Source organism: Cronobacter sakazakii (assembly GCF_000982825.1).
Classification (GTDB): domain Bacteria; phylum Pseudomonadota; class Gammaproteobacteria; order Enterobacterales; family Enterobacteriaceae; genus Cronobacter; species Cronobacter sakazakii.
The window spans coordinates 676100-693006 of the sequence record NZ_CP011047.1 but is presented as its reverse complement, the minus strand read 5'-3'; the positions used below and the strand labels follow the sequence as shown (position 1 = coordinate 693006).

The following is a 16907-nucleotide window of genomic DNA, read 5'->3' as shown; positions in this document are numbered from 1 at the left end:
CGTTTTGTTTCTTAGCCTGACCATCCACCAAATGCTGCCGCCAGGTGTGGATTATTTCACCATGAGTGGCTGAAAAGGCATCAGAAATGCGCGTTGATGCGCAAAATGTGAGCAAGAGAGCGGATTAAGCAATTTTTTTGTTGCATGCGCGCGCCGCTATTCCTAGAATGCGCGCTACTTGATGCCGGCTTAGCTCAGTAGGTAGAGCAACTGACTTGTAATCAGTAGGTCACCAGTTCGATTCCGGTAGCCGGCACCATCAAGTTCAGGTGGGGTTCCCGAGCGGCCAAAGGGAGCAGACTGTAAATCTGCCGTCACAGACTTCGAAGGTTCGAATCCTTCCCCCACCACCATTTTCGGCTTCGCGCTGCGATGCCAGAGTTGGTCGGTAAGCCTGCCAGCTCAAGCAAAAAAGAATTTCTTTTTTGTACAGAAAGAACTGGGTAGCCGAGTTTCAGGATGCGGGCATCGTATAATGGCTATTACCTCAGCCTTCCAAGCTGATGATGCGGGTTCGATTCCCGCTGCCCGCTCCAGGATGTGCTGATATAGCTCAGTTGGTAGAGCGCACCCTTGGTAAGGGTGAGGTCGGCAGTTCGAATCTGCCTATCAGCACCACTTCTCAATCTCCTCCCTGTTTCTCTTCTGTAGATGTATTCAACAAATTCAGGCAAACGCCTGGTTGATGTGGTGATACCACCGATTTATCCGTGTCTTAGAGGGACAATCGATGTCTAAAGAAAAGTTTGAACGTACAAAACCGCACGTTAACGTCGGTACTATCGGCCACGTTGACCATGGTAAAACAACGCTGACCGCTGCCATCACTACCGTTCTGGCGAAAACCTACGGTGGTTCTGCTCGTGCATTCGACCAGATCGATAACGCGCCGGAAGAAAAAGCTCGTGGTATCACCATCAACACCTCTCACGTTGAATATGACACCCCGACTCGCCACTACGCGCACGTTGACTGCCCGGGCCACGCCGACTACGTGAAAAACATGATCACCGGTGCTGCTCAGATGGACGGCGCTATCCTGGTTGTTGCTGCGACTGACGGCCCGATGCCGCAGACCCGTGAGCACATCCTGCTGGGTCGTCAGGTAGGCGTTCCGTACATCATCGTGTTCCTGAACAAATGCGACATGGTTGATGACGAAGAGCTGCTGGAACTGGTTGAGATGGAAGTGCGTGAGCTGCTGTCTCAGTACGACTTCCCGGGCGACGACACCCCGATCGTTCGTGGTTCTGCTCTGAAAGCGCTGGAAGGCGACGCTGAGTGGGAAGCGAAAATCATCGAGCTGGCAGGTCACCTGGATTCCTACATCCCGGAACCGGAGCGTGCGATTGACAAGCCGTTCCTGCTGCCGATCGAAGACGTATTCTCCATCTCCGGTCGTGGTACCGTTGTTACCGGTCGTGTAGAGCGCGGTATCATCAAGGTTGGTGAAGAAGTTGAAATCGTGGGCATCAAAGACACCGCGAAATCCACCTGTACCGGCGTTGAAATGTTCCGCAAACTGCTGGACGAAGGCCGTGCGGGCGAGAACGTAGGTGTTCTGCTGCGTGGTATCAAACGTGAAGAAATCGAACGTGGTCAGGTACTGGCTAAGCCGGGCTCCATCAAGCCGCACACCAAGTTCGAATCTGAAGTGTACATTCTGTCCAAAGATGAAGGCGGCCGTCACACTCCGTTCTTCAAAGGCTACCGTCCGCAGTTCTACTTCCGTACAACTGACGTGACTGGCACCATCGAACTGCCGGAAGGCGTGGAGATGGTAATGCCGGGCGACAACATCAAAATGGTTGTTACCCTGATCCACCCGATCGCGATGGACGACGGTCTGCGTTTCGCAATCCGCGAAGGCGGCCGTACCGTTGGCGCGGGCGTGGTTGCTAAAGTTCTCGGCTAATCGCTGATAACATTTGACGCAATGCGCAATAAAAGGGCATCATTTGATGCCCTTTTTGCACGCTCTCGGCCCAGAACCTGGCTCATCAGTGATTTATTCCACATAATCATTGCTGAGACAGGCTCTGCAGATAGCGTAACTCCGAAGCGCAATGTAAAAAGAGCAATTCGGTCTGGCTTGCCTCGCACGTGCTGCGGGGCAAAAATGTTTGTCTGATTTACTATGACAGGTTGGTTTATGAGTGCGAATACCGAAGCTCAGGGAAGCGGGCGCGGCCTGGAAGTGATGAAGTGGTTGGTTGTCGCTGCGCTGCTGATCGTAGCTATCGTAGGCAACTTTCTTTACCGTGAGGTGACTCTGCCGCTGCGTGCTCTTGCGGTAGTTATTCTGATTGCTGCAGCGGGTGGTGTCGCGCTGTTGACGACAAAAGGTAAAGCTACTGTCGCCTTTGCCCGTGAAGCGAGAACCGAAGTCCGTAAGGTTATTTGGCCGACTCGCCAGGAAACGTTGCACACCACATTAATCGTGGCTGCAGTGACCGCTGTTATGTCACTGATCCTGTGGGGGCTGGATGGTATTCTGGTCCGCCTGGTATCCTTTATCACTGGCCTGAGGTTCTGAGATGTCTGAAGCACCTAAAAAGCGCTGGTACGTCGTTCAGGCGTTTTCCGGTTTTGAAGGCCGCGTAGCAACGTCGCTGCGCGAGCATATCAAATTACACAACATGGAAGAGTTGTTTGGCGAAGTCATGGTTCCTACCGAAGAGGTAGTGGAAATCCGTGGCGGCCAGCGTCGCAAAAGCGAGCGCAAATTCTTCCCCGGTTATGTGTTAGTTCAGATGGTCATGAACGACGCAAGCTGGCATCTGGTGCGTAGCGTACCTCGCGTGATGGGTTTCATCGGCGGTACGTCTGATCGTCCTGCGCCAATCAGCGACAAAGAAGTTGACGCTATCATGAACCGCCTGCAGCAGGTTGGCGACAAACCGCGTCCGAAAACGCTGTTTGAGCCAGGTGAGATGGTTCGTGTTAACGACGGTCCGTTTGCTGACTTCAACGGCGTGGTGGAAGAAGTCGATTACGAGAAGAGCCGCCTGAAAGTGTCGGTTTCTATCTTCGGTCGTGCTACGCCGGTTGAGCTTGATTTCAGCCAGGTAGAAAAAGCGTAAGCTGAGTTCGAAAAAGCAGCGGTTAACCGTTGCACAGGGCGCGAGATTGGAATACAATTTCGCGCCTTTTGTTTTTATGGGGCCAACCCATAAAACGTTTTAATCACGGGGAGCCTCGTCGAGGCGCTAGACCCAACTGAGGAAATTTTCATGGCCAAGAAAGTACAAGCCTACGTTAAGCTGCAGGTTGCAGCTGGTATGGCTAACCCGAGCCCGCCGGTCGGTCCGGCTCTGGGTCAGCAGGGTGTTAACATCATGGAATTCTGTAAAGCGTTCAACGCGAAGACTGATTCCATGGAAAAAGGTCTGCCGATTCCGGTAGTTATTACCGTTTACGCTGACCGTTCTTTCACCTTCGTTACCAAAACCCCGCCGGCAGCAGTACTGCTGAAAAAAGCGGCTGGTATCAAGTCTGGTTCCGGTAAGCCGAACAAAGACAAAGTGGGTACCATTACCCGCGCTCAGCTGCAGGAAATCGCACAGACCAAAGCTGCTGACATGACTGGCGCCGACATTGAAGCGATGACTCGCTCCATCGAAGGTACTGCACGTTCCATGGGCCTGGTAGTGGAGGACTAAGAAATGGCTAAACTGACCAAGCGCATGCGTGTGATCCGTGACAAAGTTGATGCGACCAAACAGTACGACATCAACGAAGCCATCACTCTGCTGAAAGAACTGGCTACCGCTAAGTTCGTAGAAAGCGTTGACGTTGCTGTAAACCTCGGCATCGACGCTCGTAAATCTGACCAGAACGTACGTGGTGCGACTGTACTGCCGCACGGTACTGGCCGTTCTGTTCGCGTTGCCGTATTTACCCAGGGCCCGAACGCTGAAGCTGCTAAAGCGGCTGGCGCTGAGCTGGTAGGTATGGAAGATCTGGCTGAGCAGATCAAGAAAGGCGAAATGAACTTTGACGTTGTTATTGCTTCCCCGGATGCAATGCGCGTTGTTGGCCAGCTGGGCCAGGTTCTGGGTCCGCGTGGCCTGATGCCGAACCCGAAAGTTGGTACTGTAACGCCGAACGTTGCTGAAGCGGTTAAAAACGCTAAAGCGGGTCAGGTTCGTTACCGTAACGACAAAAACGGCATCATTCACACCACCATCGGTAAAGTGGATTTCGACGCTGACAAACTGAAAGAAAACCTGGAAGCGCTGCTGGTTGCTCTGAAAAAAGCAAAACCGTCTTCTGCTAAAGGCGTGTACATCAAGAAAGTTAGCCTGTCCACCACCATGGGCGCAGGTGTTGCGGTAGACCAGTCTGGTCTGAGCGCAGCGGCGAACTAATTCGCCTCTTTACGTGGGCGTCGGATTTGTCTACAATCTTACGCCCATTGTTCTGCTAAGCAGAGCACAAAAGATTTTCGGTTGGAGCCTGGCCTTATCCAGGCCTCCGTCCAAGACCGCAGGTGTTTCGTAAGAAGCTTAATTCCCTGCGTAGACGGTGACAGAACCTGAAGAATATTTTTTAAGTAGTCTTTGGCTTGTTTCTGCTCACCGTATTTCGACGCTCTTTCTTATGATTGAGTGAAGTGAGTTCCGGGACGTGTCCCGGCTAAAATCCAGGAGCAAAAGCTAATGGCTTTAAATCTTCAAGACAAACAAGCGATTGTTGCTGAAGTCAGCGAAGTAGCCAAAGGCGCGCTGTCTGCGGTTGTTGCGGATTCCCGTGGCGTAACCGTAGATAAAATGACCGAACTGCGTAAAGCAGGTCGCGAAGCTGGCGTATACATGCGTGTTGTTCGTAACACCCTGCTGCGCCGTGCTGTTGAAGGTACTGCTTTTGAGTGCCTGAAAGACGCGTTCGTTGGTCCGACCCTGATTGCATACTCTATGGAACACCCGGGCGCTGCTGCTCGTCTGTTCAAAGAGTTCGCGAAAGCGAATGCAAAATTTGAGGTTAAAGCCGCTGCCTTTGAAGGTGAGCTGATCCCGGCGTCCCAGATCGATCGCCTGGCAACTCTGCCGACTTACGAAGAAGCAATTGCACGTCTGATGTCGACCATGAAAGAAGCCGCTGCCGGCAAACTGGTTCGTACTCTGGCTGCTGTACGCGACGCAAAAGAAGCTGCTTAATAGCGCTTACTCTCGCAACGCATTTGCTTACGTATAAAACTTATTCTGATATTCAGGAACAATTAAATGTCTATCACTAAAGATCAAATCATTGAAGCAGTATCCGCTATGTCCGTAATGGACGTTGTAGAACTGATCTCTGCAATGGAAGAAAAATTCGGTGTTTCCGCTGCTGCTGCTGTAGCTGTTGCTGCTGCTGGCCCGGCTGAAGCTGCTGAAGAGAAAACTGAATTCGACGTTATTCTGAAAGCCGCTGGCGCTAACAAAGTTGCTGTTATCAAAGCAGTACGTGGCGCGACTGGCCTGGGTCTGAAAGAAGCTAAAGACCTGGTAGAATCTGCTCCGGCCGCTCTGAAAGAAGGCGTGAGCAAAGATGACGCTGAAGCTCTGAAAAAATCTCTGGAAGAAGCTGGCGCTGAAGTTGAAGTTAAATAAGCCAACCCTTCTGGTGGCAGCCTGAGAAATCAGGCTGATGGCTGGTGACTTTTTGGTCACCAGCCTTTTTGCGCTAGGGGACCAGTAGCGTTTCACACTGTTTTACTGCTGGTTACCCGTCAATGCTTGTTTCTATCGACGACTTAATATACTGCGACAGGGTTTCGGCACTGTGTAAATCGCAATGAAATGGTTTAAGCGTGATAGCAACAGGTATTGCGAAAAGTGTTCCACTTTTCGGTCAACAAAATGGTGTTGCATAAACTGTCCCTTCGATGGACAGAGTGGGTCGACTTGTCAGCGAGCTGAGGAACCCTATGGTTTACTCCTATACCGAGAAAAAACGTATTCGTAAGGATTTTGGTAAACGTCCACAAGTTCTGGATGTTCCCTATCTCCTTTCTATCCAGCTTGACTCGTTCCAGAAATTTATCGAGCAAGATCCTGAGGGTCAGTACGGCCTGGAAGCAGCTTTCCGCTCCGTATTCCCGATCCAGAGCTACAGCGGCAATTCGGAACTGCAATACGTCAGCTACCGTCTTGGCGAACCGGTTTTTGATGTTAAAGAATGCCAAATCCGTGGCGTGACCTATTCGGCACCGCTGCGCGTTAAGCTGCGTCTGGTGATCTACGAGCGCGAAGCGCCGGAAGGCACCGTTAAAGACATCAAAGAGCAAGAAGTTTACATGGGCGAAATCCCGCTCATGACCGATAACGGTACCTTTGTCATTAACGGTACTGAGCGTGTTATCGTTTCTCAGCTGCACCGTAGCCCGGGCGTGTTCTTTGACAGCGACAAGGGCAAAACCCACTCCTCTGGTAAGGTGCTGTATAACGCACGCATCATTCCTTACCGTGGCTCCTGGCTGGACTTCGAATTCGATCCGAAAGACAACCTGTTTGTCCGTATCGACCGTCGTCGTAAGCTGCCGGCAACTATCATCCTGCGCGCGCTGGATTACACCACTGAGCAGATCCTTGACCTGTTCTTCGAGAAAGTGGTTTTCGAAATCCGCGACAACAAGCTGCAGATGGAGTTGATTCCGGAGCGTCTGCGTGGTGAAACCGCGTCCTTTGATATCGAAGCAAACGGCAAAATCTACGTAGAAAAAGGCCGTCGTATCACTGCGCGTCATATCCGCCAGCTTGAAAAAGACGAAATCAAACACATCGAAGTTCCGGTTGAATACATCGCCGGTAAAGTCGCTGCGAAAGATTATGTGGATGCTTCCACTGGCGAGCTGATTTGCCCGGCCAACATGGAACTGTCCCTGGATCTGCTGGCGAAACTGAGCCAGTCTGGTCACAAACGTATCGAGACGCTGTTCACCAACGACCTCGACCACGGCCCGTATATTTCTGAGACTGTCCGCGTCGACCCGACCACCGATCGCCTGAGCGCGCTGGTTGAGATCTACCGCATGATGCGTCCTGGCGAGCCGCCGACGCGTGAAGCGGCAGAAAGCCTGTTTGAGAACCTGTTCTTCTCTGAAGACCGTTACGATCTGTCTGCGGTTGGCCGCATGAAGTTCAACCGTTCTCTGCTGCGCGACGAGATCGAAGGTTCCGGTATCCTGAGCAAAGCTGACATCATCGACGTGATGAAGAAGCTCATCGATATCCGTAACGGTAAAGGCGAAGTGGACGATATCGACCACCTCGGCAACCGTCGTATCCGTTCCGTTGGCGAAATGGCGGAAAACCAGTTCCGCGTTGGCCTGGTGCGTGTAGAGCGTGCGGTGAAAGAGCGTCTGTCTCTGGGCGATCTGGATACCCTGATGCCGCAGGATATGATCAACGCCAAGCCTATCTCCGCGGCGGTGAAAGAGTTCTTCGGTTCAAGCCAGCTTTCTCAGTTTATGGACCAGAACAACCCGCTGTCTGAGATCACGCACAAGCGTCGTATCTCTGCTCTTGGCCCGGGCGGTCTGACGCGTGAGCGCGCAGGCTTCGAAGTTCGAGACGTTCACCCGACCCACTACGGTCGCGTATGTCCTATCGAAACGCCGGAAGGTCCGAACATCGGTCTGATCAACTCCCTGTCCGTGTACGCACAGACTAACGAGTATGGCTTCCTTGAGACGCCGTACCGTAAAGTGACCGACGGTGTGGTGACTGATGAAATTCATTACCTCTCCGCTATCGAAGAAGGTAACTACGTTATCGCGCAGGCGAACACCAACCTGACCGAAGAAGGCCGCTTCGCCGATGATTTGGTCACCTGCCGCAGCAAAGGCGAATCCAGCCTCTTCAGCGCAGACCAGGTTGACTATATGGACGTTTCCACCCAGCAGGTGGTTTCTGTCGGTGCGTCCCTGATCCCGTTCCTTGAGCACGATGACGCCAACCGTGCATTGATGGGTGCGAACATGCAACGTCAGGCGGTTCCGACCCTGCGCGCTGATAAGCCGCTGGTAGGTACCGGTATGGAACGTGCTGTTGCCGTTGACTCCGGTGTAACCGCCGTGGCCAAACGTGGCGGTATCGTTCAGTACGTGGATGCGTCCCGTATCGTTATCAAAGTTAACGAAGACGAGATGTACCCGGGCGAAGCAGGTATCGACATCTATAACCTGACTAAATACACCCGTTCTAACCAGAACACCTGCATCAACCAGATGCCATGCGTGTCTCTGAATGAACCGGTTGAGCGCGGCGACGTGCTGGCAGACGGTCCGTCCACCGACCTCGGTGAACTGGCGCTCGGTCAGAACATGCGCGTAGCGTTCATGCCGTGGAACGGCTACAACTTCGAAGACTCCATCCTCGTTTCCGAGCGTGTTGTCCAGGAAGACCGTTTCACCACGATTCACATCCAGGAACTGGCGTGCGTATCTCGTGATACTAAGCTGGGGCCGGAAGAGATCACCGCTGACATCCCGAACGTGGGTGAAGCCGCGCTCTCTAAACTGGATGAATCCGGTATCGTCTACATCGGCGCGGAAGTGACCGGCGGCGACATTCTGGTGGGCAAGGTAACGCCGAAAGGTGAAACCCAGCTGACCCCGGAAGAGAAACTGCTGCGTGCTATCTTCGGTGAGAAAGCGTCTGACGTTAAAGACTCTTCTCTGCGTGTGCCGAACGGCGTTTCCGGTACGGTTATCGACGTTCAGGTCTTTACTCGCGATGGCGTGGAAAAAGACAAACGTGCGCTGGAAATCGAAGAAATGCAGCTCAAGCAGGCCAAAAAAGACCTGTCTGAAGAACTGCAGATCCTCGAAGCCGGTCTGTTCAGCCGTATTCGCGCTGTACTGATCGCAGGCGGCGTTGAAGCTGAGAAGCTCGACAAACTTCCGCGCGACCGCTGGCTGGAACTCGGCCTGACCGACGAAGAGAAACAGAATCAGCTGGAACAGCTGGCTGAGCAGTACGACGAACTGAAGCACGAGTTTGAGAAGAAACTCGAAGCGAAACGCCGCAAAATCACCCAAGGTGACGATCTGGCGCCGGGCGTGCTGAAGATCGTTAAGGTGTATCTGGCCGTTAAACGTCAGATCCAGCCGGGCGATAAGATGGCAGGCCGCCACGGTAACAAAGGTGTTATCTCCAAGATCAACCCGATCGAAGATATGCCTTACGATGAAAACGGCACGCCGGTAGACATCGTACTGAACCCGCTGGGCGTACCGTCTCGTATGAACATCGGTCAGATCCTGGAAACTCACCTGGGTATGGCGGCGAAAGGCATCGGCGATAAGATCAACGCCATGCTGAAGCGTCAGGAAGAAGTCGCGAAACTGCGTGAATTCATCCAGAAAGCCTACGACCTCGGCCAGGATGTTCGTCAGAAAGTTGACCTGAACACCTTCAGCGATGACGAAGTACTGCGTCTGGCTGAAAACCTGCGTAAAGGTATGCCGCTTGCCACGCCGGTATTCGACGGCGCGAAAGAAGCTGAAATTAAAGAGCTGCTGCAGCTGGGCGACCTGCCGACTTCCGGTCAGATCACCCTGTTCGATGGCCGTACTGGTGAACAGTTCGAACGTCCGGTAACCGTAGGTTACATGTACATGCTGAAGCTGAACCACCTGGTTGACGACAAGATGCACGCTCGTTCCACCGGTTCTTACAGCCTGGTTACTCAGCAGCCGCTGGGTGGTAAGGCGCAGTTCGGTGGCCAGCGCTTCGGTGAGATGGAAGTGTGGGCGTTGGAAGCTTATGGCGCCGCCTACACCCTGCAGGAAATGCTTACCGTTAAGTCTGATGACGTGAACGGCCGTACCAAGATGTATAAGAACATCGTGGATGGCAACCATCAGATGGAACCGGGCATGCCGGAATCGTTCAACGTATTGTTGAAAGAGATTCGCTCGCTGGGCATCAACATCGAACTGGAAGACGAGTAATTCTCGCTCAAACAGGTCACTGGCGTCGGGGTAACACCCGACGCCGGAATGTGCTAACTCCGACGGGAGCCAATCCGTGAAAGACTTATTAAAGTTTCTGAAAGCGCAAACTAAAACCGAAGAGTTTGATGCGATCAAAATTGCTCTGGCGTCGCCAGACATGATCCGTTCCTGGTCTTTCGGTGAAGTTAAAAAGCCGGAAACCATTAACTACCGTACCTTCAAACCGGAGCGCGATGGTCTGTTCTGCGCCCGTATCTTTGGGCCGGTAAAAGACTATGAGTGCCTGTGCGGTAAGTACAAGCGCCTGAAACACCGCGGTGTGATTTGTGAGAAGTGCGGTGTTGAAGTGACCCAGACTAAAGTGCGTCGTGAGCGCATGGGCCATATCGAACTGGCTTCCCCGACCGCGCACATCTGGTTCCTGAAATCACTGCCGTCCCGTATCGGTCTGCTGCTGGATATGCCGCTACGCGATATCGAACGTGTACTGTATTTCGAATCTTACGTGGTTATCGAGGGTGGCATGACCAACCTCGAGCGCAGCCAGATCCTGACTGAAGAGCAGTACCTGGACGCGCTGGAAGAGTTCGGTGACGAGTTCGACGCGAAAATGGGCGCCGAAGCTATTCAGGCTCTGCTGAAAAGCATGGACCTGGAAGCCGAGTGCGAGCAGCTGCGCGAAGAGCTGAACGAAACCAACTCCGAAACCAAGCGTAAAAAGCTGACCAAGCGCATCAAGCTGCTGGAAGCGTTCGTACAGTCTGGCAACAAGCCGGAGTGGATGATCCTGACCGTGCTGCCAGTGCTGCCGCCGGATCTGCGTCCGCTGGTTCCGCTGGATGGCGGTCGTTTCGCAACGTCGGATCTGAACGATCTATATCGTCGCGTGATCAACCGTAACAACCGTCTGAAACGTCTGCTGGATCTGGCGGCGCCGGACATCATCGTACGCAACGAAAAACGTATGCTGCAGGAAGCGGTAGACGCCCTGCTGGATAACGGCCGTCGCGGTCGTGCGATCACCGGTTCCAACAAGCGTCCGCTGAAATCACTGGCAGACATGATCAAAGGTAAGCAGGGTCGTTTCCGTCAGAACCTGCTCGGTAAGCGCGTGGACTACTCTGGTCGTTCCGTAATTACCGTAGGTCCGTACCTGCGTCTGCACCAGTGCGGCCTGCCGAAGAAAATGGCGCTGGAACTGTTCAAACCGTTCATCTACGGCAAGCTGGAACTGCGTGGCCTCGCGACCACCATCAAAGCCGCCAAGAAAATGGTTGAGCGTGAAGAAGCGGTCGTTTGGGATATCCTGGACGAAGTTATCCGTGAGCACCCGGTACTGCTGAACCGTGCGCCGACCCTGCACCGTCTGGGTATTCAGGCGTTCGAACCGGTACTGATCGAAGGTAAAGCTATCCAGCTGCACCCGCTGGTTTGTGCGGCTTATAACGCCGACTTCGATGGTGACCAGATGGCTGTTCACGTACCGCTGACGCTGGAAGCCCAGCTCGAAGCGCGTGCGCTGATGATGTCTACCAACAACATCCTGTCTCCGGCGAACGGCGAACCAATCATCGTTCCGTCTCAGGACGTTGTACTGGGTCTGTACTACATGACCCGCGACAAGATTAACGCCAAAGGCGAAGGCATGGTGCTGACTGGCCCGAAAGAAGCGGAACGTCTGTACCGCTCAGGCCAGGCTGAACTGCACGCTCGCGTAAAAGTTCGTATCACTGAATACGAAAAAGACGCGAACGGCGAGTTCGTTGCGAAAACCAGCCTGATCGACACCACGGTTGGCCGTGCCATCCTGTGGATGATCGTACCGAAAGGTCTGCCGTTCTCTATCGTGAACCAGCCGCTCGGTAAAAAAGCGATCTCCAAAATGCTGAACACCTGTTACCGCATTCTGGGCCTGAAGCCGACCGTTATTTTTGCTGACCAGACCATGTATACCGGTTTTGCGTATGCAGCACGTTCTGGTGCGTCCGTTGGTATCGACGATATGGTTATCCCGGCGAAAAAAGCCGAGATCATCGCCGAAGCCGAAGCGGAAGTGGCCGAAATCCAGGAGCAGTTCCAGTCTGGTCTGGTTACCGCGGGCGAACGCTATAACAAAGTCATCGATATCTGGGCCGCGGCGAACGATCGCGTATCCAAGGCGATGATGGACAACCTGCAGACCGAAACCGTTATCAACCGTAACGGCGAAGAAGAGCAGCAGGTTTCCTTTAATAGCATCTATATGATGGCCGACTCCGGTGCGCGTGGTTCTGCGGCACAGATTCGTCAGCTGGCGGGTATGCGTGGTCTGATGGCGAAGCCGGATGGCTCCATCATCGAAACGCCGATCACCGCGAACTTCCGTGAAGGTCTGAACGTACTCCAGTACTTCATCTCGACCCACGGTGCTCGTAAAGGTCTGGCGGATACCGCACTGAAAACCGCGAACTCCGGTTACCTGACTCGTCGTCTGGTTGACGTCGCGCAGGATCTGGTTGTGACCGAAGACGATTGCGGCACGCTGGAAGGCATCACCATGACCCCGGTTATCGAGGGTGGCGATGTTAAAGAGCCGCTGCGCGATCGCGTTCTGGGTCGTGTAACGGCAGAAGACGTGCTGAAGCCTGGCACTGCGGACATTCTGGTTGCGCGCAACACGCTCCTCAACGAGCAGTGGTGTGACATCCTGGAAGCTAACTCCGTAGACAGCGTTAAAGTTCGCTCCGTAGTAACCTGTGACACCGACTTCGGCGTCTGTGCGCACTGCTATGGTCGTGACCTCGCGCGTGGCCACATCATCAACAAAGGTGAGGCCATCGGCGTTATCGCAGCACAGTCCATCGGTGAGCCGGGTACTCAGCTGACGATGCGTACGTTCCACATCGGTGGTGCGGCATCTCGTGCGGCTGCTGAATCCAGCATCCAGGTGAAAAACAAAGGTAGCATCCGTCTGAGCAACGCGAAGTCGGTTGTTAACTCCAGCGGTAAGCTGGTTGTTACTTCCCGTAACACCGAGCTGAAACTGATCGACGAATTCGGTCGTACTAAAGAAAGCTATAAAGTGCCTTACGGTGCTGTTATGGCGAAAGGTGACGGCGAGCAGGTCGCAGGCGGCGAAACCGTCGCGAACTGGGATCCGCATACCATGCCGGTTATCACCGAAGTGGCGGGTTACATTCGTTTCACCGACATGATCGACGGCCAGACCATTACTCGTCAGACTGACGAGCTGACCGGTCTGTCTTCGCTGGTGGTTCTGGATTCTTCAGAACGTACCGCGGGCGGTAAAGATCTGCGTCCGGCGCTGAAAATTGTCGACGCTAACGGTAACGACGTTCTGATCCCGGGCACCGACATGCCGGCTCAGTACTTCCTGCCGGGTAAAGCAATTGTTCAGCTGGAAGATGGCGTTCAGATCAGTTCCGGTGACACCCTGGCGCGTATTCCGCAGGAATCCGGCGGTACCAAGGACATCACCGGTGGTCTGCCGCGCGTTGCGGATCTGTTCGAAGCGCGTCGTCCGAAAGAGCCGGCAATCCTTGCTGAAGTGGCGGGTATCGTCTCCTTCGGTAAAGAAACCAAAGGCAAACGTCGTCTGGTTATCACCCCGGTTGACGGCGGTGACGCATACGAAGAGATGATCCCGAAATGGCGTCAGCTCAACGTGTTCGAAGGCGAACGTGTGGAACGTGGTGACGTGATCTCCGATGGTCCGGAAGCGCCGCATGACATTCTGCGTCTGCGTGGCGTTCAGGCGGTGACCCGTTACATCGTTAACGAAGTGCAGGACGTTTACCGTCTGCAGGGCGTTAAGATTAACGATAAGCACATCGAAGTTATCGTTCGTCAGATGCTGCGTAAAGCCACCATCATGGACGCGGGCAGCTCCGAGTTCCTGGAAGGTGAGCAGGTTGAATACTCTCGCGTCAAGATCGCTAACCGCGAACTGGAAGCGAACGGCAAAGTCAGCGCGACTTACATGCGCGACCTGCTGGGTATCACCAAAGCGTCTCTGGCTACCGAGTCCTTCATCTCCGCGGCATCGTTCCAGGAGACCACTCGCGTGCTCACCGAAGCAGCCGTTGCGGGCAAACGCGACGAACTGCGCGGCCTGAAAGAGAACGTTATCGTGGGTCGTCTGATCCCGGCTGGTACCGGTTACGCGTACCACCAGGATCGTATGCGCCGTCGCGCTGCGGGTGAACTCCCGGCAGCACCGCAGGTGACTGCGGAAGACGCTTCTGCAAGCCTGGCAGAGCTGCTGAACGCAGGTCTGGGCGGCAACGACAACGAGTAATCGTTCTTAGCCTGATTAAAAACCCGCTTCGGCGGGTTTTTTTATGTCTGAAATCCACTAAAAAGACCTCGATCGCGTTTCAGGACGCCCGCACACCGCTCCGATGCTACAACTCCGTCACCTGTAAACGGAGAGCATTGCTATGTATCGACGCATTACCTTTATAACCCTGCTGTTGTTAAGCGCCGCCGCGTCAGCGGGTATCGGCTTTCGTCAGTCCACCATCGACTTGCCTGCCACGCGTCCACTGGATGTCGCTGTCTGGTACCCCACTCCTGATAACCGCCCGTCGGAGACAGTGGGCGATAACATCGTATTCAGGGGCGTTAACGTGCAGCGTGACGCCACCCCTGCACCCGGCGTGCACCCGGTGCTGTTACTCTCACATGGCTTTGGCGGCAACTGGCGCAACCTGAACTGGCTGGCGTATGCGATGGCAGAGCAGGGGTATATCGTTGCCGCGGTGGATCATCCGGGTACCACGACACGTAACAAATCGCCTGCTCAGGCGCAGGCGCTCTGGCAACGCCCAAAAGATGTCACGCGTGTGCTGGACGCGCTTATCGCCAGCCCGGAAAAAATCGGAAAACTTGATGAGCAGCGAATCGCTGCCGCCGGGCATTCACTGGGCGGATGGACGGTGATGGAACTGGCAGGCGCGCGGTTCTCTGCGCCGCGTTTTCTGGCGGATTGTAAAAGTTATCCCGCACTGGGTGGCTGCATCGTTGCCCATACGCTTGGTATCGATTTACCGGGCGCGCAGAACCGGCTGGCAGAAAGCCAGCGCGATAACCGCATCAAGGCCGTGGTGTCGTTAGATCTGGGGCTCGCGCGTGGCTTTACGCCACAAAGCCTGGCGCACATAGCGGTGCCGGTACTGGTGATGAGCGCGGGAAGTGACGGTGATGATGTGCCTGCCGCGCTGGAGTCGGGCTATCTGACTCACGGTCTGCCCGGCCAACTCGCCCGCACCATTAGCGTGCCAGGTGCGACACACTTTAGCTTCATGCAGCTTTGTAAACCAGGCGCGCAAGCGGTGATAGAAGCGCAGGAGCCGGGAGAAGGGATTGTGTGCCGTGATGGTGCTGGCGTCAGCCGTGAGAAAATACACCAGCAGCTCACGGCGCAGATAAGCGGGTTTCTGAATCAGGCGCTGCGTTATCAGCCGCCGCGCGGCGATATTCCACCGGGCTCATCCCCACAATCCTCGAAAACTCGCGATTGAAATTGGATTTGGTATTGAAGCCTGACGCGAGCATCACCTCCGTAACGGGTGAAGCGGTCTGGCGCAACAGCTGCTGCGCGTGCGCGATGCGAAAGCTATTAATCCACTGCGAGACGTTACAACCCCGGGTGGCATTCACCGCCCGCGAGATATGACGGGCAGGGGTGCCGGTTTTTCGCGCCAGCAGATCCAGTGTGAGATCAGGGCTCAGATAAAGCGACCGCGCGCGCAGCGTCTCTTCAAGCTGCGCGCAGCGCTGTGCATCCTGAAAGGCATCGCTGGTTTTCTCGCTCGTGTCCGGAACGGTGACGTCTGCGGGCGCAGGCTGTGCGCGTTTTCTGACGGGTAACACGATGGCGAGGCAGATAAACGGCAGCAATATCATCTGCGACGTGGCTACCAGTACAGGTGCCTGCTCTCCATGAAAAAAGCTGAAGTCTGCCGCGATGGCGATATCGGTCAGTCCGCTAAAGCAGAGAAACGCACCTGCGCCAAAAGCAAGCCTCGCCGCCATCGGCGCATCGCTCAGGCGGCTTTGCGGGAAGGCATCCGATCCTTTGCGAGCATTGCGCAGCAGGGCAATACCATAACCGAGATAAAGTGCGGCGAGCGCAACATCTGTTGCTGCAGGAAACATCAGGTTAACGATAAGCGCCACCACGGCGGGCGCAGATATTATGATATTTCGCCGTAACGGCTGAGGTGAGGGGCGTTCACTACAACAGCGCCAGGCGAGCGGCGGCAGGGCGATGGCCGCCAGCGATTGCAGCTGGCGTAAGGCCTGGAAATCGAACGACCAGCGCAGCGCGGAGATAATCACCAGCAGCGCGCATCCGGCGAGAAACATCGTTGCCCGACGATAATGACCGCTCCCAGATAACGAGACTTTCGCCAGCAGCATTAAAAGAATGGCAAGGGTAAAAACCGGAACGGGAACCGAGGGCATGGCAAAACCTGTCTTATCATTAACGGGCCTGACGGCACATGAGAACATCGTTGTGCCATAAAGCGTGTATAAAAGACACCGCCCGGTTTAGCGGCTTGCAAACAGACTTGCGTCATGGATATAAAAATGCCCGGCGACACCGGGCATGATTGCGATATGAGGCGCGTCGCAAAGCGTTATTTTACCAGCGGCAGGCGGCGGTAAAGCTCTATCAGATCGCCCGCCAGATCCTGAATGACCATCGCGTTCATCAGATGGTCCTGGGAGTGAACAGTAATGAGATTGACCGGCAGTTTACCGCTGCCTTCGTCGAGCCCGATAAGCTGCGTCTGGATTTTATGCGCATGCTTCACGAATTCGTGCGACTCTTCCATCGCTTTTTCGGCACCTTCGAAATCGCCTTTACGGGCCAGTTGCAGCGCAGTCAGCGCCTGGCTGCGCGCGCTACCGGCGTTAACCAGCAGCTCCATGATAATCGACTCTAAATCTTCCATGT

12 protein-coding genes and 4 tRNA genes are annotated in these 16907 nt (G+C 54.5%); 14 read left to right on the top strand and 2 right to left on the bottom strand.

The genetic code is table 11. The features are described from left to right. Nucleotides 1-183: 183 nt before the first annotated feature. The 14 genes from CSK29544_RS03265 to CSK29544_RS03200 all read left to right on the top strand — a co-directional run bounded on the left by CSK29544_RS03265 (nucleotide 184) and on the right by CSK29544_RS03200 (nucleotide 15465). Nucleotides 184-259: transfer RNA gene (locus tag CSK29544_RS03265), tRNA-Thr, on the top strand. Between the two features lie 9 nt (nucleotides 260-268). Then, nucleotides 269-353, top strand: a tRNA-Tyr gene (locus CSK29544_RS03260). A 108-nt stretch (nucleotides 354-461) separates the two neighbouring features. Next, nucleotides 462-536: transfer RNA gene (locus CSK29544_RS03255), tRNA-Gly, on the top strand. A 6-nt stretch (nucleotides 537-542) separates the two neighbouring features. Further along, nucleotides 543-618 (top strand) — tRNA-Thr (locus tag CSK29544_RS03250). 112 nt (nucleotides 619-730) lie between these two features. Continuing rightward, on the top strand, nucleotides 731-1915 hold the full coding sequence (gene tuf, locus CSK29544_RS03245; protein WP_007872666.1) for an elongation factor Tu: 1185 nt from the start codon (nucleotides 731-733) through the stop codon (nucleotides 1913-1915). 237 nt (nucleotides 1916-2152) lie between these two features. Then, on the top strand, nucleotides 2153-2536 hold the full coding sequence (secE, locus tag CSK29544_RS03240; protein ID WP_004387083.1) for a preprotein translocase subunit SecE: 384 nt from the start codon (nucleotides 2153-2155) through the stop codon (nucleotides 2534-2536). Nucleotide 2537: 1 nt separating this feature from the next. Continuing rightward, nucleotides 2538-3083 carry a transcription termination/antitermination protein NusG gene (gene nusG / locus CSK29544_RS03235; RefSeq protein WP_001287521.1) on the top strand — a complete coding sequence of 182 codons (546 nt, stop codon included), beginning with the start codon at nucleotides 2538-2540 and terminating at the stop codon, nucleotides 3081-3083. Nucleotides 3084-3233: 150 nt separating this feature from the next. Next, complete coding sequence (rplK, locus tag CSK29544_RS03230) at nucleotides 3234-3662, top strand: 50S ribosomal protein L11 (protein WP_004387082.1); 429 nt, start codon at nucleotides 3234-3236, stop codon at nucleotides 3660-3662. 3 nt (nucleotides 3663-3665) lie between these two features. Further along, a complete protein-coding gene (rplA, locus tag CSK29544_RS03225; protein ID WP_004387081.1) occupies nucleotides 3666-4370 on the top strand; it encodes a 50S ribosomal protein L1 in 705 nt (234 codons plus the stop codon). Between the two features lie 291 nt (nucleotides 4371-4661). Then, nucleotides 4662-5159, top strand: coding sequence for a 50S ribosomal protein L10 (gene rplJ / locus CSK29544_RS03220; protein WP_004387080.1), 498 nt, complete (start codon nucleotides 4662-4664; stop codon nucleotides 5157-5159). Nucleotides 5160-5225: 66 nt separating this feature from the next. After that, entirely contained in the window at nucleotides 5226-5594 is a 369-nt protein-coding gene (gene rplL, locus CSK29544_RS03215) for a 50S ribosomal protein L7/L12 (RefSeq protein WP_004387079.1), read from the top strand. A 317-nt stretch (nucleotides 5595-5911) separates the two neighbouring features. Beyond that, complete coding sequence (gene rpoB / locus CSK29544_RS03210) at nucleotides 5912-9940, top strand: DNA-directed RNA polymerase subunit beta (RefSeq protein WP_004387078.1); 4029 nt, start codon at nucleotides 5912-5914, stop codon at nucleotides 9938-9940. A gap of 76 nt (nucleotides 9941-10016) precedes the next feature. Next, nucleotides 10017-14240: a DNA-directed RNA polymerase subunit beta' gene (rpoC, locus tag CSK29544_RS03205; protein ID WP_007896364.1), complete on the top strand. Its 4224-nt coding sequence runs from the start codon at nucleotides 10017-10019 to the stop codon at nucleotides 14238-14240. Between the two features lie 142 nt (nucleotides 14241-14382). Continuing rightward, nucleotides 14383-15465: an alpha/beta hydrolase family protein gene (locus CSK29544_RS03200; RefSeq protein WP_007896367.1), complete on the top strand. Its 1083-nt coding sequence runs from the start codon at nucleotides 14383-14385 to the stop codon at nucleotides 15463-15465. Here CSK29544_RS03200 and CSK29544_RS03195 read toward each other — a convergent pair. After that, a complete protein-coding gene (locus tag CSK29544_RS03195) occupies nucleotides 15359-16411 on the bottom strand; it encodes a helix-turn-helix domain-containing protein (protein WP_029039598.1) in 1053 nt (350 codons plus the stop codon). The genes CSK29544_RS03200 and CSK29544_RS03195 overlap by 107 nt on opposite strands. A gap of 176 nt (nucleotides 16412-16587) precedes the next feature. Next, the gene (locus CSK29544_RS03190; RefSeq protein WP_004388110.1) at nucleotides 16588-16905 is read right to left on the bottom strand and encodes a PTS lactose/cellobiose transporter subunit IIA; all 318 of its coding nucleotides are present in this window, start codon (nucleotides 16903-16905) and stop codon (nucleotides 16588-16590) included. Nucleotides 16906-16907 lie beyond the last annotated feature (2 nt).